We start from the raw sequence: 18,036 nt of genomic DNA on the forward strand, positions 1-18,036 counted from the left end.
CCCGCGCGAAGGGCCGAGGGCCCTTCGATCCCGATCACACCCAGGCCGGCCGGCGCAGGTCCAGCGTCATCGGGAACTCGCCGGGGCGCTCCTCGGGCGGCAGGGGCACGGTGCCGCTGGTGTGGCCGAGCCCGCTGAAGCGCGCCCGGCGGCGGGTCTCGGCCTCGAAGGCGTTGACCGGGAAGGTGTCGTAGCTCCGCCCGCCGGGATGCGACACGCCGTAGACGCAGCCGCCGACCGAGCGGTGCGACCAGCGGTCCACGACGTCGAAGGTGAGGGGCGCCTGCACCCTGACGAAGGGCTGCATGGAGCGGCCCGGCTGCCACGCCTTGAAGCGCACGCCCGCCACGTATTCGCCCGCGATGCCGGTGGCGACGAGGGGCACCGGCCGCCCGTTGCACAGCACGACGTGGCGGCCCGGCGTCGCCCCCGACAGCTTCACCTGGACGCGCTCGACCGAGGAATCGACGTAGCGCGCCGTGCCGGAGGACGAGCCCTCCTCGCCGAGCACGTGCCAGGGCTCCAGCGCCTGCCTGAGCTCCAGCTTGACGCCGTGATATTCCACTGTCCCGTAATGCGGGAAGCGGAACTCGCGCTGCGCGTCGAACCAGGCCGGGTCGAAGGCGTAGCCCGCGCCCGCGAGGTCGCGCAGCACCTCGGCGAAGTCCTGTTCGACGAAATGCGGCAGCATGTACTTGTCGTGCAACGACGTGCCCCAGCGCACCAGAGCCCCGTCGAGCGGCTCCCGCCAGAACCAGGCCACCAGGGCCCGCACGAGGAGCTGCTGGGCGAGGCTCATGCGCGCGTCCGGCGGCATCTCGAAGGCGCGGAACTCGACGAGGCCGAGCCGGCCCGTGGCGCTGTCGGGCGACCACAGCTTGTCGATGCAGATCTCGGCTCGGTGCGTGTTGCCCGTGACGTCGACCAGCAGGTTGCGGAACAGCCGGTCGACCATCCAGGGCCGGATATTGGGCTCCTCCGGGCCGGGCACCTGGGCGAGCGCCACCTCCATCTCGTAGAGGCCGTCGTGGCGGGCCTCGTCGATGCGCGGCGACTGCGAGGTCGGCCCGATATACATCCCCCCGAACAGGTAGGACAGGCTCGGGTGGCGCTGCCAGTAGAGGATGATGCTCTTCAGGAGGTCCGGCCGGCGCACGAAGGGCGAGTCGTTCGGCGTCGCGCCGCCCAGCACCACGTGGTTGCCGCCGCCCGTGCCGGTGTGGCGCCCGTCCGTCATGAACTTGTCGGCGCCGAGCCGCACGTGGCGCGCGTCCTCGTAGAGGCCGCGGGTGATCTCCACCGCGTGGTCCCAGCCCGTCGCCGGCTGCACGTTGACCTCGATCACGCCGGGGTCGGGCGTGACCTTGATGACGCTGAGGCGCGGGTCGTAGGGCGGGTCGTACCCCTCGATGTGGACCGTCAGCCCGAGGTCGGCGGTCGCGCCCTCCACGGCTGCCATCAGCTCGAGATAGTCCTCCAGCCGGTCGACGGGCGGCATGAACACGCAGAGCTGGCCGTCGCGCGGCTCGACCGCGAAGGCGGTGCGGACCTCGGGGTCCTCGCGGTGGTGGTCGGCCGGCTGCACGAGGAGCGGCTTCGCGGCGCGCGACGCCGTAATGGTGGTGAGCTGGTCTGGGTCGGGCAGGGGGCCGCGGGGCTCGGTCGGGTCCTGCGGGGCCGCGTAGGGGAAGCGCGCCGGCGGCACGTAGTCGAGCGAGTCGAGCGGCAGCCGGAAGCCGAGCGGCGAGTCGCCGGGCGTGAGGAAGATGTGCTCGCGGCGCGTCTGCCAGATCTCGCTGGCCCAGTCGCGGCCCCAGCGGGCGATGGGCATGACGTAGCCGGCCGGCGCCGTCAGGCCGCGGTCGAACACGCGGGCGATGCGGGCCCGCTGCTCGACGGTGCCGACGGGCGACTGCAGCGCGTCGATCTCGCGGGGAAGCTGCGCCTCCTTCAGCAGCCAGTGGGCCGGGTCCTCGAAGGCCGGCTGGACGTAGGAGTGTTCGAGGCCGAGGCGGTGCGCGATGGCGTTCATCAGGCGCCGCGCGTCCTCGATCCGCGCCGCCTTGGGGCCCGTCTCGCTCGCGATGAGCGCGGGGTCCCGCCAGATCGGCAGCCCGTCCTTGCGCCAGTAGAGCGAGAAGGCCCAGCGCGGCAGGCTTTCGCCGGGATACCACTTGCCCTGGCCGTAGTGCAGGAAGCCGCCGGGCGCGAAGCGGGTCCGCAGGCGCCGGATCAGCTGGTCGGCGAGGCCGCGCTTGCTCGGGCCGACCGCCTCCGCGTTCCACTCGGCCGCCTCGAAGTCGTCGATGGAGATGAAGGTGGGCTCGCCGCCGGTGGTGAGGCGCACGTCCTGCGCCCGCAGGTCCGCGTCGACGCGCTTGCCGAGCGCGTCCAGCGCGCCCCAGGCCTCGTCCGAGAAGGGCAGCGAGATGCGCGGCGCTTCCGCGACGCGGGTCACCGCCATCGCGTGGTCGAAGGTGATCTCGCACTGGTCGAGCGCGCCCGAGATCGGCGCCGCCGCGCGGTAGTGGGGGGTCGCGGCGAGCGGGATGTGGCCCTCGCCGCAGAGCAGGCCCGAGGTGGCGTCGAGGCCGATCCAGCCCGCGCCCGGCAGGTAGACCTCGGCCCAGGCGTGGAGGTCGGTGAAGTCGTGGCGGGTGCCGAGCGGGCCCGACACGGGGTCGATGTCGGCGCGGAGCTGGATCAGGTAGCCCGACACGAAGCGCGCCGCGAGGCCGAGGCCGCGCAGGATCGACACCATCAGCCAGGCCGAGTCGCGGCACGAGCCCGACTTCCTGGCCAGCGTCTCCTCGGGCTCGTACGTGCCCGGCTCCATGCGGATCACGTAGGCGATCTCGCGCGACAGGCGGGTGTTGATGTCGATCAGGAGGTCGATCGAGCGGCGCGGCTCGCGCGAGATCGAGTCGAGGAAGGCCTGCACCCGGGGCGAGGGGGGCGTGTCGTCGAGGTAGGCGGCGACCTCTGCGCGCGTCTCGGCGTCGTAGGCGAAGGGGAAGATCTCGGCGGTGGGCTCGACGAAGAAGTCGAACGGGTTGATCACCGCCATCTCGGCGGACAGGTCGACCTCGATGCGCAGGTGGTCGGTCTTCTCCGTGAAGACGAGGCGGGCGAGCCAGTTGCCGTGCGGGTCCTGCTGCCAGTTGATGAAGTGGCTGGTCGGGCTGACCTTCAGCGAATAGCTCGGGATCTCGGTGCGGCAGTGGGGCGCCGGCCGCAGGCGGATCACCTGCGGGCCCAGCGAGACGGGCCGGTCGTAGCGATAATCGGTGACGTGATTGATCGCGGCGCGCACCGGCATCGCGGGCTCCTTGGCTGATCTGTCGTGTGGAGGGAATGCCCGTCGGGCCTCGGGCGGTGCCTACGGAACCGCTTTTTCTTCGTCAACCATACGGCGTGCTGAAATATTGAGCTTTTCGACCGCGGTCCTCGCAGGCCGCCGAGGCTCGCAGGCGAGCCATGCACCCAAAGCGGTCCGGCGGCGTTCCGCAACGCACCCCGTTCGATGGCGAAGGATCCCGCGCGCGATGACGACCGAACTGTTCTACCTCGCCTGGACGCTGGTCCTGGCGCTGATCTACATCGGCCTGCCCTCGCAGCTGCGGACGATCGAGACCGGCACGGCCTACAACGCCAGCGCGCGCGACGACGACGGGCCGCCGGTGGGCAAGATCACGGCCCGGCTGCAGCGGGCGCAGAAGAACCTGTTCGAGACGCTGCCGCTGTTCATCGGCGCGGTGCTGATCGCGCATCTCGCCGGGCGCGACGGCGCGCTGACCGGCTGGGGCGTGGCGCTCTACTTCTGGGCCCGCGTGGTCTACCTGCCGCTCTACGCCTTCGGCATCCCCTACGTGCGGTCCCTGGTGTGGCTGGTGTCGCTGGCCGGGCTGATCATGGTGATCGTCGCCGACCTGCACGGGTGAGGAGGGGGCGGGCCGCCCGGCGACGAGGCCCCCTGCTCAGGGGGAAGATCACCGCCCTCGCGGCGGGGCGCCCCGCCCGCGGTTCACGATGCCCGCCGGAGGCGGCGCGTGCGGAGCGCGCCCGGCTGGCCGGGGCTCGGCTCGATGCCGAGGACGTAGCGCTTCAGGATGGTCGAGCGCTCGCGCAGCCTGGTGCGGGGCTGTGCGACCTCCAGCGCGGCGGTCTCGGCTGCCGCCGGTGCGGCGGGGGCCGGCGGCTCGACGGTGAGGGGCGGTGCCGGCGCCGCCCAGTCGGCCGTGGCCTCGTCGGCGAAGCCGTAGCTGCGCATGGCCGCCAGGCTCTGTTGGCTCGCCGCGGCGGCGGTGGGGAAGGCCGTCGGGATCGGCGCCTTGGGTTTGTTCTTGGAGCCGGGCTTGCGGCCCCGCCGCGGCCTCTCGACGTCGATGACGGGAGCGTCCGAGAGGACCTGGGGCTTGGGCTTGTTCTTGGAGCCGGGTTTGCGGCCGCGCCGGACCGGCGGTGGCTCGTCCTCGACGACCGGCGGCGGTGGTTCGACCAGGGATCGAAGAACTCGACCGCTCGGCGCGTGTTTCTTGGCCGCAACGGGAGGGGCAGGTTGGGTATCGGCCTTGCTCGAAGCGCCGAACAACATGGCCTCGGCGTTGCTGAACTTGGCCGTCGACGGGTCCGGTGAAGCGAACGACGCCCGGCTCGTCCCGCGTTTGACTTCGACCACAAACCTTTTCGGCTGAAATTTCATCGAGGCTGCACTTTTTGGATCGAAAGGCGAACTCCTGAGAGATGGGGACGTCCATCAACGCCGCTTCGTCTCGGGAAAGTCTTCGAGCCGGGACGTTATGAGACATCTTCAATCGAGGCAAGACGCCGAATGCATTGTTGGGTCGTGCTTCGCATCTTTTTCGGGGCTCACCCCTAACAAAATTGTGGGTATCGGATCGGGGAAGACGTCCGTGCGTCCCGCGAGCCCGATCGGGATGCGCCGCCCGTCCGCTCGAAACCCGATCGTGCCCGGCCGAAGATTTCGACAGTCGCCGCCGCCCGCGTGCGAAGTCCCGACGCGGCAGGGGCAAGAATTCCCTGCCCGAGGGTTCGTCGACGTCCGGCCGCGCCGTGAAGGCCTGCGGGACCGCGAGCGGTGTCGGCCGTGCTCCGGCAGCCCGCATGCTTGCACCCTCGGGAAGGCCGAAGCGTTCGCGACGGTCGTCGACCGTCGAAGTCCGGCGCCGAAAGGCCGGGCGGCACAGTTCCGCCCACGCGGCCGGTCCGTCGTCCGCGGATCGATGCTCGCCGAAGCGCCGCCCGGCCCCGCGGTCAGGAGCGCCTCATCCTGGTCCGCCCGCCCCGCCGGTCCCGCGTCTGGCGGGTCGGGGCGTGGAAGTCGTCCGGCTTGGTCCGCACCCAGGCCAGGAACTCCGCCAGGGCCGGGTCGGCCTTGAGGCTGTCCACGTCGCTGAGGCGGCGCGCCAGCTCGCTTTCCGAGAACCGGGCGTGGATGGCGCTGTGGCAGACCTGATGGAGGTGCACCGTCCCGAGCTTGGCGCCCCCCTTCAGCTTGGGGACGAGGTGGTGCCGGCTCGACTTGGCGTGGGGCGGGATGGGCCGGTCGCAGAGCGGGCACACCGGGGGCGCCTGCGGCGGGGGTGGCCCGCGGCCTTCGCGGTCACGCCGCACGGGCGGAGCTGTCGTGGGTCGTCATGGGCCTGATCTGGTGAGCTGACGGCCCCGCACAACTGCGGCAACCCGTCGATGCGGTTCGCCGAACCAAGCGACCGCTCGCCGCATTCATCCGGCGCCACTTCAATCGATCAGGGGGAACGTTCCATGGCGTCCACGACACTCAGCGACAAGGCCAAGGCTGTCTTCGCCTTCGCGGCATACCACCAGATGTCTTCCGGCGAGCCGGTGATCGATGTCGTGCTGCACGACGGCGCCGGGCATTCCGCCGATCCCGAGGCCATCAAGGAGCTCGAGGCCGCCGACCTGGCCAAGACCAAGGACGACCGCGCCGCCTTCACCGACGCCGGCAAGGCCAAGCTCGAAGCCGTGATCGCCGCGATCCGCGGCGCCTGACTCCCCCACGGGCCGAGCGGCGCTCTCCGGCCCCGGCCGAAGGGCGTCGACCGCCCCCGGAACGAAAGGCCGCGCCCATGGCCGCCCGCCAGTCCGACGCGCAGAAGAAGACCGTCGCGCGCGTCATGCACGAGTGCAAGCACGGCGAGCTGCGCCAGAAGGACGGCTCGGTCGTGACCGACCCGAAGCAGGCCATCGCGGTGGCGCTGAGCGAGGCGGGCGCCAGCGACCGGGTGGACGAGCGCGCGAACAGCCGCAACCTGCGGCGCACGAAGAGCCAGGAGCGCCGCGGCGTGACCGCCCGGGACCTGCACGAGGGCACGAGCACGCGGGCCGCGCTCTACGCCGAGGCGCGGCGCCGCGACATCCCCGGCCGCTCGCGCATGACCAAGGCGGACCTGCAGAACGCCCTGCTGGGTTAGGCGTCGCGCGTCAGATCAGGCCGTTCAGCACCGCGAACTCTTCCGCGGCGCGGCGCGCTGCTTCGAGCACCTGCAGCGGCGTGCTGATCGGCAGATCCTTGGCGCTCCCCTGCGGCCGCGGCGGCCGGCGCGTCGCGCCGAGCTCGACCAGGGGGAAGGTGAACCGGCGCCCGTCGCCGGTCTCGACATCCAGGCGGTCGCCGTTCGGCTTGACGGTGAATTCCATGCGCGCCCCCCGGTTTGGCGGACAGCCTGGCACGGGCGGGCGGCGCGAAATGAGGCGAAAACCCGCTCCGCCGTCAGAAGGTGACGCCGCCCTCCACCAGGAAGCGGTCCTGGCCGGTCCTGTCGCCGTAGCGCCCGAAGCCCGCGCCGGTGACGCCCGCCCCGGCGTCGCCCCGGACGATGTCGTAGAGCTGCGTGTGGGAGTACTCGCCCCGCAGCACGAAGCGGTCGTAGGTGAAGGTCGGCGTCAGCGTGACCGAGGCCGCCGAGGAGCCCGGCCCGTAGAGCAGGCTGGTGGTGCCGCTGCCGCGCCGGCCGGTCTGCGACTCGGCCTCCACGCGGCCCGCCAGCGCGAAATGGCCCGTGAAGGCGTAGGAGGCCAGCACCGCGCCGCCGTAGGTCGAGGCCCCCTGCGCGATGCCGAGCCGCTCGTCGCGCTCGACGTCCGTGAACTGGAGGTAGGGCGTCACGATCCAGGGGCCGTGATTGTAGCTGTAGATCAGGTTGAAGATGGCGGAGTTGTTCTGCAGGAGCGGCGTCGCGTAGGTGCTCACGGCCGAGCGGCCGAGATTGGCGCCGGCGTCGAAGGTCAGCGTCTGGGCGTCGTCGATCTTGTAGGCCACGAGGCCGCTCAGCCAGTCGAGCTTCCCGGAATAGAAGCCGTCGTTGCCCGAGGCCGACACGGTGAGCGGGCCGTGCGCGTAGTTGACCTGGACGCCCTGATCGATCGCGTTCTCCTGGCCGAACAGCAGGCCGCGGGCGACGTTGAGGTTCTGGAACGTGAAGGTCGTCTCGGCGCCGATCAGCGTCGGCATCCGGCCGCCCTGGATCGACCAGTCCTCGTTGAAGGCGTATTTGCCGTAGACGACCGGCACCGGCCCGAACAGCAGCCGCGTCTCCTCGAGCGTGCGGAACGTCGGGGCGCCGAGCACCGGCACCGTGTAGAGGCCGGACTGCAGGAAGAACTGGAAGGCGCCGTCCGGCTTCTGCACGAAGGCCTGGAGGTTCGAGAAATCGGCGAGGCCGGACCGGTCGCTCGGCAGGCTCGTGGTCGAGGCCGGGAAGCTGCTCGACTGCGTGAAGGCGTAGCCCGTGACGGCGCCGCCCAGGTAGACGTCGCCGAGGCCGGGCACCGTCACGCAGGCCGGGTTGGGGTTCTGCGCGATGATGCCGCCGTAGGACGGGAAGGCGATCGTCGCCTTGCAGGGGCCGGCGGCCGGCGCCGCTGGGGCGGGCATGTCGGCCGCCGCGGCCGCCGCCGCGGAGGCGATCAGCGCGAGGAGGCCCGCGGAAAGGCGGCGCAGCGTCATGGCGGAGGAGACCGTGGGCCCGGAGGCGGTGCCGCATCGTCCTCCGCGCGGCCCACCGTGTAAACTGCGACGGTATCAATTGAGGGCAAGTCCCGCGAAGCGTTGCCGGCGTGCATCACAATAAAGAAAATATAAAGGGGCGCTGTCGCGGCGCGCGGGGGCGCCGCCGCCCGACCTCCGCGGCAGGCCCGCCGGGCGCCCGGCCCGTCAGTCGCCTTCCATTAGCCGCCCTGCAAGAGCCGCGCCGCGGCGTCGCGCTCGAACAGGTGGAGCAGCACGCGCAGCGCTTCCCCGCGTGGGCCGAGGAGCTGGGGATCGTCGGCCACGAGCCCGGCCGCCTCGCGGCGCGCCTCCTCCAGCAGCTTGCCGTGGACGTCGAGCAGCGCCAGCTTGAAGTTCGGCAGGCCCGACTGCTTGGTGCCGATGAGCTCGCCCTCGCCGCGCAGCCTGAGGTCCGCCTCGGCGATCACGAAGCCGTCCTCCGTGTCGCGCATCATGTCGATGCGCTGCTCCGCGGTCTTGCCCATCGGCGACTTGTAGACGAGCAGGCAGAAGGACTTGGCGGCACCGCGGCCGACGCGCCCGCGGAGCTGGTGGAGCTGCGCGAGGCCGAAGCGCTCGGCGTGCTCGATCACCATGACGCTGGCCTCGGGCACGTCGACGCCCACCTCGATCACGGTCGTGGCGACCAGCACGGAGGCCCGGCCGGACGCGAAATCCGCCATGGCGCTGTCGCGCTCGGGCCCCTTCATCTGGCCGTGCATGAGGCGGACGCGGTCGCCGAAATACTCTTCCAGCGCCCGGAAGCGGTCCTCGGCGGCGACGAGGTCGGCGTGCTCGCTCTCGGTGACGAGGGGGCACACCCAGTAGACGCGCGCCCCGTTCGCGACCGCGCGGCCCACCGCGGCCACCACGTCCTCCATGGCGTCGGCGGGCTTGGCCAGCGTCACGATGGGCTGGCGGCCGGCGGGCTTCTCGCTCAGGATCGACACGTCCATGTCGCCGAACACGGTGAGCACCAGCGTGCGGGGGATCGGCGTCGCGGTCATCACCAGCAGCTCGGCGGCGCGGCCCTTCTCGGCCAACGTCAGCCGCTGCGCCACGCCGAAGCGGTGCTGCTCGTCCACGACGACGAGGCCGAGGTCCCTGAAGGTGACGCCCTCCGAGAACAGCGCGTGGGTGCCCACCACGAGGTCGATCGTGCCGTCCTCCAGCCCGGCCTTGGTGGCGGCGCGCTCGGACGCCTTGTCGCGCCCCGTCAGCACGGCGACGCGCATCCCCGCCGCCCCGGCGAGCGGGGCGATGCGGGCGAAGTGCTGCCGGGCCAGGATCTCGGTCGGCGCCATCAGAGCCGACTGCGCGCCGGCTTCCATCATCGAGGCCGCGGCCAGCAGCGCCACCACGGTCTTGCCCGAGCCGACGTCGCCCTGCAGCAGCCGCAGCATGCGGCGGGGGGAGGCCATGTCGGCGCGGATCTCGTCGAGCGCCTTGCGCTGCCCGCCGGTGAGCCGGAACGGCAGCGCGGCCTCGACCCGCGACGAGACCGCGCCGGTCGGCACGTGGGCGACCCCGTCGTCCACGACCTGCTGGTTGCGCACCAGCGCCAGGGCGAGCTGGCTCGCCAGGAGCTCGTCGTAGGCGAGGCGCAGCCGCGCCGGCGCCTGGGCCTCGACGTCGCCCGGCTTCGAGGGGCGGTGCACGGCGCGCAGCGCCTCGGCGAAGGTGGGCCAGCCGCGCAGGACGCGGCGCGGCTCGTCCTGCCATTCCGGCAGGTCGGGCAGCCGTTCCAGCGCGGCCTCGACCGCCTTGCCGAGCACGCGGGGGAACAGCCCCTCGGTCAGCGGGTAGACGGGCTCCACCAGCGGCATGGTCGCGAAGGCGTCCGCGTCCATCACCCGGTCCGGGTGGACCATCTGCAGGCGCCCGTCCCACAGCTCCAGCTTGCCCGACACGAAGCGGGTGGAGCCGATCGGCAGCGCCTTCTCGATCCAGGACGCGTTGTTGCGGAAGAACACGAGGGTGCAGTCGCCCGTCTCGTCCTCGATCACGGCCTTGAAGGGCGCGTTGGCCTTGGCGGGGGCGAGGTGCTCGCGCACGCGGCCTTCCAGCGTGACGACCTGGTCGCGCGGCGCGTCGCGCATCTTGGCGCGTGTCGAGCGGTCGATCACCGAGATCGGCAGGTGCAGAACGAGGTCGACCACCCGCGCGGGGCGGCTCGGCGAGCCGAGCAGCCGGTCCAGCGCCGCCGCGACCTTCGGGCCGACGCCGCGCAGTTTTGTCGCTTCGACGAAGAGCGGGTTGAGGACGGAGGGGCGCATGGGCGCGCCATAGCACGGAAAGAAGGCGCGGGGCCTGCCGCGGTCCGCGCGCGATCCGGGGCGAGGCGTCCGGACCTCTTCGGAGGGGAACCCCGCGACGGAAGCTCTCGGTCCGCCGTCCCAGCAGGGGGCCGGAGTTCGTCGCGGCAGCTGGGAGCCGGGCAGAGCAGCGACGTCGAACGCCGCCGCGCGCGACGCCGGTTCACCCGGGTCGGTTCAGGCTGCGTCATCCGTTATCGGGCAGCCGTGGAACGTGCCGTGCCCGACATAGATCGTGCTTCCGTCGTCGGACCTGACGACGACGTTGATCGACCGTGTGCCGGCCGTGGGGATGTGCTCCGTCAGCATCGTCCCGACCAGGCACGCCACATGGTCCGCGGCCTCGTGCCCGTCACGCAGGTCGACGCCATGCTCGTCGACGTGCCTGATCGATCCGTCGATGCTGTCGAAGTAATACCGGGGCATCCCATTCTCCCACCTCGACCTATGCCGGCAGGTGACGAAGATCGATCATGCCGGCGCAGGCGGCCGCGATGTCTGCGCGTCGCGCTCGAGACATCCGATACGGCCGATGTCATCGCTGCCTGATCCGTGATCGGGACTATAGATCGCGGGTTCGCTGCCCTGAATGGACGCCGCTGCCCTGTCTCTTGCACTGTGCCGCCCTCACTTGGACAGGGGCGTCCCGAGGCGCTCGCCGGGCTGGAGCGGCCGCAAGGCTCGCTCGAAGGCTCGACCCGTCCCCCCGCAGGCCATGGGTGAACGTGCCGAAGGTTGACCGTCCACGGCGCGACGTCACGGGCCGACGAAGGGTCAGCTTCACGCGGTCCGCGGTCGCTTCGGACGCAGGCACCAGTCGAGCGGCGACATGCCGACGTCTCGTCTGAACACGCGGCTGAAGTAGGCCGGATCGACGAACCCCGTCATATACGCCACCGTGGCGATCGACGACTTGGTCTCTTCACGGCGGTCGAGGAGCTGACAGGCTTCCAGGATGCGGCGCCGGCGCACGAGCCCGCCGACCGTTTCGCCGTTCGTCGCGAAGATCTTCTGGATATATCGTTCGGACAGGCCGAGCGCCTGTGCGACCGCCGACGCGTTGAGGCCCGGCTCGTGGAAGTTCGCGTCGATGACCTGCAAGGCGCGACGGCGATGAGCGTTCTGGACGGCCGTCTCGTCCGACGACTGATCGACGCCCTCGACCATCAGGGCCAGCATGTCGGTCAGGTGTTCGGACGTCCGTTTGAGGGCGCGGTCCTCGAGGTGGATCGCGTTGCGGCAGAACGAGTCGGCGTAGTCGACGAACATGCTCTGCAGGGCGCCCGTCGCGGTGAAGTCCTTGCAGGTGTGGTCGTCGATGTCGGGGCGCCGTTTCCTGAAAATGTCGCCCGGTATCAGGATGCCGTGGAAGCTCGCGACGCCGGGCTGCAGGAACCTGTGCGCGCCCTCCGTGCCCAGCAGCGAGAACTGGCCCGGCTTGATCACGACGTCGCGGCCCCGCTGCATCAAGGTGATCTCCCCCTTGACCGGGGTGACGATGAAGTAACCGTCGATGCAGTCCCGGGCCGAGTGCCACGCCGTCCGTTCGCAGAACATCGGATCCGACGCGAAGGTCGCGATCCGAACCTCGTCCGTCCCGGTGCCGGTGAACTGGCCGGAGCGGAAATCAGGCGAGGTGTTGTTCTCGTGGCGATAGAAGAATTCGTTGAGGGTTTCTTTCCAGCGCGTGCCGCGTCGGGCGGCCGCGACGTGTTCGAGCTCCAGATCCAGGATGGATCGGTCTATGACAGGCTTCTTCGTCATGCGTGCCTTTCCCACCCATAGCTGTCCCCGTCCCGCGCTCGCCGAGCGACCGGGGCGGGGCGCTGTGACGGAGAGAGCGTCCGCGCTGCCCGGACGTTCGGGCGTCCGGAGCCGTCGCGCGGACCGCCCGCGCCGGCCCCGCGGGCTCGGCTCTAGACCTGATCGATCCGGAGGATGATGCCGCAGCCGCCGGAGCCCCCGTCGAGGCGGCCGACGCCCGCTTGCTCGTAGGCTCGCCAGAGGGCGGCGGTGCTCGTCGCCGGAGCCGGCCGCTCGCGTTTGCCTTCGGCGGACAGCAGCATGCCGATCGACACCTGCGCACGCCGGCTCGTTTCCACGTAGCTCCAGCCGAGCGCCGCGCGGGCCGCACGGAGCAGGGCCTGCTCGCCCGAGGAGGCTGAGTGAGCCATTTGAGAGGTCCTTCCCGCGTGAGCCCTTTTGTACCTTATCGCCTCGCATGCAAGCCGTTCAAGGAGCGACTCGGCAAAGGTGCGGGGAGGATGCCGCTCCAGGCCGAAACGGCTGCTTTTGTCGCGGGGGGAGGAGGGCGGCCCCCGTCCCGGGGGGCTTCGGCGCCTCGATGGGCGGCCGGGGGAGCGCGGCCCGGGACCGCGCTGGCACGCTCGCGGTGCGCCCCCTATATACGGGCACGCTTCCACCCCTGACGCCCGCGGGTACACGACCTTCGATGACGACTCCCGACGAGGACGCGGTCCGCCGCCGCAAGATCGGCTTCCGGGCCTGGCACCGCGGCACCCGCGAGATGGACCTGATCATGGGCCGCTTCGCCGACGCGAAGCTCGCCGAGCTCGACGCGGCCGGCCTCGACAGCTTCGAGGCGCTGATGGAGCAGCCCGATCCCGACCTCTACAAGTGGGTGTCGGGCGAGGCGCCGGTGCCGGCGGACGTCGACGCCGCCTTCCTGGCCCGCATCCGCGACTTCCACGCCAACACGGGCGCGCTTCGTGGCTAAGGCGATGGCCGGCCGCGTCGTGTCGCCGCCGAAGAACGCCGCCCCGCCCGCGAAGCCGCCGGCGCCGCTCGCCGAGGTGGCGCGCGTCGTCAAGGCGCTGCAGGGCGACACCCACGTCACCCTGGCCCACGTGCCGGACGGCTTCGACGGCTTCGTGGTGGCGGACCTCGCCCGCGCGCTCGCCAAGGGCGCCGAGCGGCCGGCGACGCTCGTCCACGTCGCGCGCGAAAGCCAGCGCGCGCAGGCGTTCCGCGACGCAGTGGCGTTCGCGGCGCCGGATATAGAAGTTCTGGAGTTCCCGGCCTGGGACTGCCAGCCCTACGACCGCGTGTCGCCCAACGCGGCGCTGGCGGCGCGGCGCATGCTGGTGCTGTCCCGCCTCGCGCGCTCGCGCTCGTCGAGCGACAAGCCCCGCATCCTGTCGACGACCGTCAGCGCCATCCTGCAGCGCGTGCCCCCGCGCGACAGCGTGGCGCGGGAAAGCTTCTCCGCCGCGCCCGGCAACTCGGTGTCGACCGACGACCTCGCGGCGTGGCTCGAGACCAACGGCTTCCTGCGCTCGGATGTGGTGCGCGACACCGGCGAATATGCGGTGCGGGGCGGCATCGTCGACCTGTTCGCGCCGGGCATGCCGGCGCCGGTGCGGCTCGACTTCTTCGGCGCCACGCTGGAGTCGATCCGGCCCTTCGACCCCGAGACGCAGCGCTCGACCGGGCAGCTCCGCGCGCTCGACCTCGTGCCGATGAGCGAGGTGCAGCTCACCACGGAGTCGATCCGGAGGTTTCGCGGGAACTACGTGTCCACCTTCGGCGCCCCACACGGCGACCCGCTCTACGCCGCCATCAGCGAGGGGCGCCGCCACCCCGGCATGGAGCACTGGCTCCCGCTGTTCTACCCCAACCTCGGCACGCTGTTCGACTACCTCGGCCACTGCCCGATCGTGCTCGACCCGCTCGACGACCAGGCCGTGACCGAGCGCTTCTCCGTCATCGCCGACCACCACGACGCCCGCGTCGAGGCGCGCAAGCAGCCCGGCGGCTCCGCCGGCTTCAAGCCGCTGCCGACCTCGGCCCTCTACCTCGACCGCGACGACTGGGCGCTGGAGCTCGACCACGCCCCCGTGGCGCGCATCACCGACGCCGAGCCTGCGCCCGGAACGGCGGTGTCGGTCGACCTCGGCGGGCGGCCCGGCCGGTCCTTCGCGCCCGAGCGGGCCGTGGAGGGGGCGAACGTCTTCGACGCCGCCGTGGCGCACATCCGCGAGTTGCAGGCGACCGGGCGCCGCGTGATCGTCGCGGGCTGGAGCGAGGGCTCGCGCGACCGGCTGCGCGCCGTGCTGGGCGAGCACGGTCTCAAGAAGACCGAACCCGTCGCCTCGCTCGGCCAGGCGCTGGCCCTGCCGCCCGCCGCCGTGGCCCTGGCCGTGCTGGGGCTGGAGAGCGGCTTCTCGGCCGGCGACGTCCACTTCATCGGCGAGCAGGACGTGCTCGGCGACCGCCTCGTGCGCGCCCGCAAGAAGACCCGCCGCGCCGCCGACTTCCTCCAGGAGGTGGCGAGCCTCACGCCCGGCGACTACGTGGTCCACGTCGACCACGGCATCGGCCGCTTCCTCGGCCTCAAGACGCTGACGGCGGCCGGCGTGCCGCACGACCTCGTAGAATTGCAATATGCCGGCGAGGGCAACTCGCGCCTGTTCCTGCCCGTCGAGAACCTGGAGCTGCTGTCGCGCTACGGCTCGGAGGATTCCGAGGCCATCCTCGACCGCCTGGGGGGCGGCGGCTGGCAGAACCGCAAGGCGCGGATGAAGAACCGCATCCGCGAGATCGCCCACGGGCTGATCCGCCTCGCGGCCGAGCGGACCCTCAAGCCCGCCGAGAAGCTGGTGCCGCCCGAGGGGCTCTACGACGAGTTCTGCGCGCGCTTCCCCTACGACGAGACCGAGGACCAGCTGAACTCGATCGAGTCTGTGCTCGGCGACCTCGCCTCCGGCCACCCGATGGACCGGCTGGTCTGCGGCGACGTCGGCTTCGGCAAGACCGAGGTCGCGCTGCGCGCCGCCTTCGCGGCGGCCATCAACGGCCGACAGGTCGCCGTGGTGGTGCCCACCACGCTGCTCGCCCGCCAGCACTACAAGACCTTCGCCGAGCGCTTCGCCGGCCTGCCCATCAAGGTCGGACAGGTCAGCCGCATGGTGCCGGCCGCCGAGCAGAAGCGCGTGAAGAGCGCCCTCGCCGACGGCACCATGGACATCGTGGTCGGCACCCATGCGGTGCTGGGCAAGGCCATCGGGTTCAAGGAGCTGGGGCTCGTCGTGGTCGACGAGGAACAGCGCTTCGGCGTCGCCCACAAGGAGCGGCTGAAGGACATGCGGGCCGAGGTCCACATCCTGACGCTATCCGCGACGCCGATCCCCCGCACGCTTCAGCTCGCCATGACGGGCGTGCGCGACCTCAGCATCATCGCGACGCCCCCCGTTGACCGCCTCGCGGTGCGGACCTCCGTCTTCCCCTTCGACGAGCTGATGATTCGCGAGGCGCTGCTGCGCGAGCGCTACCGCGGCGGCCAGAGCTTCTACGTCTGCCCGCGCATCGAGGATCTGGAGGAGCAGGCGGCCTTCCTGGCGCGCTCGGTGCCGGAGGTGAAATTCGTGGTCGCCCACGGGCAGATGTCGGCGACCGAGCTCGAAGAGAAGATGTCGAACTTCTACGAGGGGCACTACGACGTGCTGCTCGCCACCGCGATCGTCGAGGCGGGGCTCGACATCCCGCGCGCCAACACGCTGATCGTGCACCGCGCCGACTTGTTCGGCCTCGCGCAGCTCTACCAGCTGCGCGGCCGCGTCGGCCGCTCGAAGACGCGCGCCTACGCGCTCTTCACGCTGCCCGCCAACCGGCCCCCCACCGCCCAGGCCGAGAAGCGGCTCAAGGTGCTGCAGGGGCTCGACACGCTCGGCGCGGGCTTCGAGCTCGCCAGCCACGACCTCGACATCCGCGGCGCCGGCAACCTGCTCGGCGACGAGCAGTCCGGCCACATCAAGGAGGTCGGCTTCGAGCTCTACCAGCAGATGCTCAAGGACGCGATCGAGGCGCTGAAGTCGGGCGATACGGGCGAGCTCGCGGAAGAGGCTTGGTCGCCCGCCATCTCGATCGGCGTGCCGGTGACGATCCCCGAGCATTACGTGCCCGACATCGCGCTGCGCATGAACCTCTACCGCCGCCTCTCGGCCCTGGAGGACGAGGACGAGATCGAGAGCTTCGGCGCCGAGATGGTGGACCGCTTCGGCGCGCTGCCCGACGAGGTGCGCCAGCTCCTCAAGCTCATGGCGGTCAAGGGCCTGTGCCGGCGCGCCAACGTCGAGAAGGTCGACGCCGGGCCGAAGGGCGTCATCGTGGGCTTCCGCGAGAACAAGTTCTCGAACCCGGGCGGCCTCGTGCGGCTGATCCAGGACCCGAAATACTACGCCAAGGTCCGGCCCGACATGCGCGTCGCCTTCCAGCGCGAGTTCGACCGGCCGGAGGACCGGCTGGAGGGCACGCGCGAGATCCTGCGGCGGCTCGTCGCCATCGGGGAGAAGAAAAAGGCCGCGTGAGCGCCGATCGGTGGTTGCGGGCGGCACGGCGGGGAGGCAGGTTCGCGGCTCCCGCCCGGAGTTCGCCATGCGCCTCGCCCTGTTCCTCGCCGCGCTGTCGGTCGCCGGGCCGGCGACGGCGGCGAGCTTCGACTGCACCGCGGCGTCGAGCCCGGACGAGGTGGCGATCTGCGCCGACCCGCACCTGTCCGCGCTCGACGTGCTGGTCGACCGGGCCTACGGCGAGGCGCGCAAGGGCTACGGCGGCGCGCCCGACGCGGAGGATCGCGCCCACGCGCTCGACGACGCGCGCGACTTCAACGCCCGCAAGCGGCGCTGCGGCGCGGACCTCGGTTGCCTCACCGCAGCCCACGTCGGCGCGCTGGAGGATTTCGGGGTGTACGGGTCGAGCGTGCGCGTGCCGGCCTGGATCGCCGCCACCGCGATGACGCCCTCCGTGCCGGCCGAGACGCGCCGCCTCCCGGCGCGCGAGGGCGACTGCGCCCGCACCCGCGTCACCGACGTCGGCGGGCGGCTCGAAGGGGACGCGGACTTCTCCAGCGGGACCCGTGTGGGCTTCGCCAACGGCGGCGCCCAGGTCAGCTACGACCGCGTGCCGGCCATCGTCGCCTCGCGCCGCGGCGACCCCGTGCTGATGTGCCTGACCTCGATCCCGAAGCACTGCCCGCCGCGAGACGACCGCGGCCGCAGCTACACGTCGACCAACCTGCGCACGCGCGGGTCCTGGTCGCTCGCCGACTCGCAGCACAGGTGCGGCGGGGCCTGAACTTCCCCATCGGCTCCCCCCGACTGACGGGACGGGGGGCAGGGCATGTCGGCCCCGCCGAGGCCGCGATCGACCTCACGCCGGCGGGTCGCGCCTCTGCCCGGCGCGGAACTGCCGCTGCTCGCGCACGAGCAGGCCCGCCACACCCGCCAGGAGGAGCAGCACGACCCCGAGCACCACGGCCTCGCCCATGACGCGCTCCCCGTCAGATCATCCCGCGCCGCTTGGCTTCCCTCTTGGCCGCCGCGTGGACGTCGGCCGCGACGTCGCCGGGGTCCTTCGGGCCGTGCCCCTCCTCGACCCGGCCGGGCAGGAGGTCGCCGTCCTCGATCCGGTAGGTGAAGACGTGGCCCGTGGCGTTGTGGCGGAGGCGCAGCGTCGTCTCGGTCGCCTCGATGACTTCGGTGTTGTCCATGGTGCCCGGTCCGTCTCGCCATCGTCGTCGTCGCGCGTCAATGTTCCGCCGCGGCCGATCGTTGCCCGTGTGGCTCCGCGGCGTTGCGGCCGGGGGGCAGGGGCGTGCATCCTGGGCGCCGCGAGTCGCGGACCGATCGGGGATCGAAACGCGCCGGCGCCCCGTTCCTGTGACGGGACGGC

16 protein-coding genes are annotated in these 18,036 nt (G+C 71.6%); 6 read left to right on the forward strand and 10 right to left on the reverse strand.

All coding sequences use genetic code 11. The annotated features are described in order from the left end of the window. Window positions 1-34: 34 nt before the first annotated feature. A complete protein-coding gene (locus tag L7N97_RS17000) occupies window positions 35-3,319 on the reverse strand; it encodes a transglutaminase family protein (RefSeq protein ID WP_237479487.1) in 3,285 nt (1,094 codons plus the stop codon). 226 nt (window positions 3,320-3,545) lie between these two features. On the opposite strand from L7N97_RS17000, the gene L7N97_RS17005 reads away from it, so the two are divergent. Further along, window positions 3,546-3,941, forward strand: coding sequence for an MAPEG family protein (locus L7N97_RS17005; RefSeq protein WP_237479488.1), 396 nt, complete (start codon window positions 3,546-3,548; stop codon window positions 3,939-3,941). A gap of 83 nt (window positions 3,942-4,024) precedes the next feature. Here L7N97_RS17005 and L7N97_RS17010 read toward each other — a convergent pair whose 3' ends face one another. Beyond that, a complete protein-coding gene (locus tag L7N97_RS17010) occupies window positions 4,025-4,678 on the reverse strand; it encodes a hypothetical protein (protein ID WP_237479489.1) in 654 nt (217 codons plus the stop codon). Window positions 4,679-5,274: 596 nt separating this feature from the next. Further along, a complete protein-coding gene (locus L7N97_RS17015; RefSeq protein WP_237479490.1) occupies window positions 5,275-5,634 on the reverse strand; it encodes a restriction endonuclease in 360 nt (119 codons plus the stop codon). Window positions 5,635-5,784: 150 nt separating this feature from the next. Here L7N97_RS17015 and L7N97_RS17020 point away from each other — a divergent pair, with 150 nt between their 5' ends. Together L7N97_RS17020 and L7N97_RS17025 are read left to right on the forward strand one after the other, a co-directional pair. After that, window positions 5,785-6,033: a hypothetical protein gene (locus L7N97_RS17020; protein ID WP_237479491.1), complete on the forward strand. Its 249-nt coding sequence runs from the start codon at window positions 5,785-5,787 to the stop codon at window positions 6,031-6,033. Between the two features lie 77 nt (window positions 6,034-6,110). Continuing rightward, window positions 6,111-6,455 carry a DUF6496 domain-containing protein gene (locus L7N97_RS17025; protein ID WP_237479492.1) on the forward strand — a complete coding sequence of 115 codons (345 nt, stop codon included), beginning with the start codon at window positions 6,111-6,113 and terminating at the stop codon, window positions 6,453-6,455. A 10-nt stretch (window positions 6,456-6,465) separates the two neighbouring features. Here the strand turns inward: L7N97_RS17025 and L7N97_RS17030 are convergent, their stop codons facing one another. From L7N97_RS17030 to L7N97_RS17055, 6 genes are all read right to left on the reverse strand, one after another. Next, window positions 6,466-6,681 (reverse strand): hypothetical protein, encoded by a 216-nt coding sequence (locus tag L7N97_RS17030; RefSeq protein WP_237479493.1) that lies wholly within the window; start codon window positions 6,679-6,681, stop codon window positions 6,466-6,468. Between the two features lie 73 nt (window positions 6,682-6,754). Then, complete coding sequence (locus L7N97_RS17035) at window positions 6,755-7,990, reverse strand: outer membrane beta-barrel protein (RefSeq protein ID WP_237479494.1); 1,236 nt, start codon at window positions 7,988-7,990, stop codon at window positions 6,755-6,757. Window positions 7,991-8,211: 221 nt separating this feature from the next. Then, on the reverse strand, window positions 8,212-10,308 hold the full coding sequence (gene recG, locus L7N97_RS17040) for an ATP-dependent DNA helicase RecG (protein ID WP_237479495.1): 2,097 nt from the start codon (window positions 10,306-10,308) through the stop codon (window positions 8,212-8,214). Window positions 10,309-10,524: 216 nt separating this feature from the next. Further along, complete coding sequence (locus L7N97_RS17045) at window positions 10,525-10,773, reverse strand: DUF6894 family protein (RefSeq protein ID WP_237479496.1); 249 nt, start codon at window positions 10,771-10,773, stop codon at window positions 10,525-10,527. A 354-nt stretch (window positions 10,774-11,127) separates the two neighbouring features. Then, window positions 11,128-12,111, reverse strand: a complete 984-nt coding sequence (locus tag L7N97_RS17050) for an AraC family transcriptional regulator (protein ID WP_237479497.1) — start codon at window positions 12,109-12,111, stop codon at window positions 11,128-11,130. A gap of 152 nt (window positions 12,112-12,263) precedes the next feature. Further along, window positions 12,264-12,521 (reverse strand): XRE family transcriptional regulator, encoded by a 258-nt coding sequence (locus L7N97_RS17055; RefSeq protein WP_237479498.1) that lies wholly within the window; start codon window positions 12,519-12,521, stop codon window positions 12,264-12,266. Between the two features lie 278 nt (window positions 12,522-12,799). Between L7N97_RS17055 and L7N97_RS17060 the strand changes: the two genes are divergently transcribed. The 3 genes from L7N97_RS17060 (at window position 12,800) to L7N97_RS17070 (ending at window position 17,439) form a co-directional block, all read left to right on the forward strand. Continuing rightward, complete coding sequence (locus L7N97_RS17060; protein WP_237479499.1) at window positions 12,800-13,084, forward strand: FAD assembly factor SdhE; 285 nt, start codon at window positions 12,800-12,802, stop codon at window positions 13,082-13,084. A 4-nt stretch (window positions 13,085-13,088) separates the two neighbouring features. Continuing rightward, complete coding sequence (gene mfd, locus L7N97_RS17065) at window positions 13,089-16,673, forward strand: transcription-repair coupling factor (RefSeq protein ID WP_237482277.1); 3,585 nt, start codon at window positions 13,089-13,091, stop codon at window positions 16,671-16,673. A gap of 67 nt (window positions 16,674-16,740) precedes the next feature. After that, window positions 16,741-17,439 (forward strand): lysozyme inhibitor LprI family protein, encoded by a 699-nt coding sequence (locus tag L7N97_RS17070; protein WP_237479500.1) that lies wholly within the window; start codon window positions 16,741-16,743, stop codon window positions 17,437-17,439. 205 nt (window positions 17,440-17,644) lie between these two features. On the opposite strand, the gene L7N97_RS17075 is transcribed toward L7N97_RS17070, so the two are convergent. Continuing rightward, the gene (locus L7N97_RS17075; protein ID WP_237479501.1) at window positions 17,645-17,854 is read right to left on the reverse strand and encodes a hypothetical protein; all 210 of its coding nucleotides are present in this window, start codon (window positions 17,852-17,854) and stop codon (window positions 17,645-17,647) included. Between the last annotated feature and the right edge of the window lie 182 nt (window positions 17,855-18,036).

It is taken from the genome of Lichenibacterium dinghuense (assembly GCF_021730615.1).
GTDB lineage: Bacteria > Pseudomonadota > Alphaproteobacteria > Rhizobiales > Beijerinckiaceae > Lichenihabitans > Lichenihabitans dinghuensis.

What these genes read in the sequence shown, in the direction of transcription:
- L7N97_RS17000 (WP_237479487.1), bottom strand. Translation starts at nt 3,319, where the DNA reads ATGCCGGTGCGCGCCGCGATCAATCACGTCACCGATTATCGCTACGAC.
- L7N97_RS17005 (WP_237479488.1), top strand. Translation starts at nt 3,546, where the DNA reads ATGACGACCGAACTGTTCTACCTCGCCTGGACGCTGGTCCTGGCGCTG.
- L7N97_RS17020 (WP_237479491.1), top strand. Translation starts at nt 5,785, where the DNA reads ATGGCGTCCACGACACTCAGCGACAAGGCCAAGGCTGTCTTCGCCTTC.
- L7N97_RS17025 (WP_237479492.1), top strand. Translation starts at nt 6,111, where the DNA reads ATGGCCGCCCGCCAGTCCGACGCGCAGAAGAAGACCGTCGCGCGCGTC.
- L7N97_RS17030 (WP_237479493.1), bottom strand. Translation starts at nt 6,681, where the DNA reads ATGGAATTCACCGTCAAGCCGAACGGCGACCGCCTGGATGTCGAGACC.
- L7N97_RS17035 (WP_237479494.1), bottom strand. Translation starts at nt 7,990, where the DNA reads ATGACGCTGCGCCGCCTTTCCGCGGGCCTCCTCGCGCTGATCGCCTCC.
- recG (WP_237479495.1), bottom strand. Translation starts at nt 10,308, where the DNA reads ATGCGCCCCTCCGTCCTCAACCCGCTCTTCGTCGAAGCGACAAAACTG.
- L7N97_RS17045 (WP_237479496.1), bottom strand. Translation starts at nt 10,773, where the DNA reads ATGCCCCGGTATTACTTCGACAGCATCGACGGATCGATCAGGCACGTC.
- L7N97_RS17050 (WP_237479497.1), bottom strand. Translation starts at nt 12,111, where the DNA reads ATGACGAAGAAGCCTGTCATAGACCGATCCATCCTGGATCTGGAGCTC.
- L7N97_RS17055 (WP_237479498.1), bottom strand. Translation starts at nt 12,521, where the DNA reads ATGGCTCACTCAGCCTCCTCGGGCGAGCAGGCCCTGCTCCGTGCGGCC.
- L7N97_RS17060 (WP_237479499.1), top strand. Translation starts at nt 12,800, where the DNA reads ATGACGACTCCCGACGAGGACGCGGTCCGCCGCCGCAAGATCGGCTTC.
- mfd (WP_237482277.1), top strand. Translation starts at nt 13,089, where the DNA reads ATGGCCGGCCGCGTCGTGTCGCCGCCGAAGAACGCCGCCCCGCCCGCG.
- L7N97_RS17070 (WP_237479500.1), top strand. Translation starts at nt 16,741, where the DNA reads ATGCGCCTCGCCCTGTTCCTCGCCGCGCTGTCGGTCGCCGGGCCGGCG.
- L7N97_RS17075 (WP_237479501.1), bottom strand. Translation starts at nt 17,854, where the DNA reads ATGGACAACACCGAAGTCATCGAGGCGACCGAGACGACGCTGCGCCTC.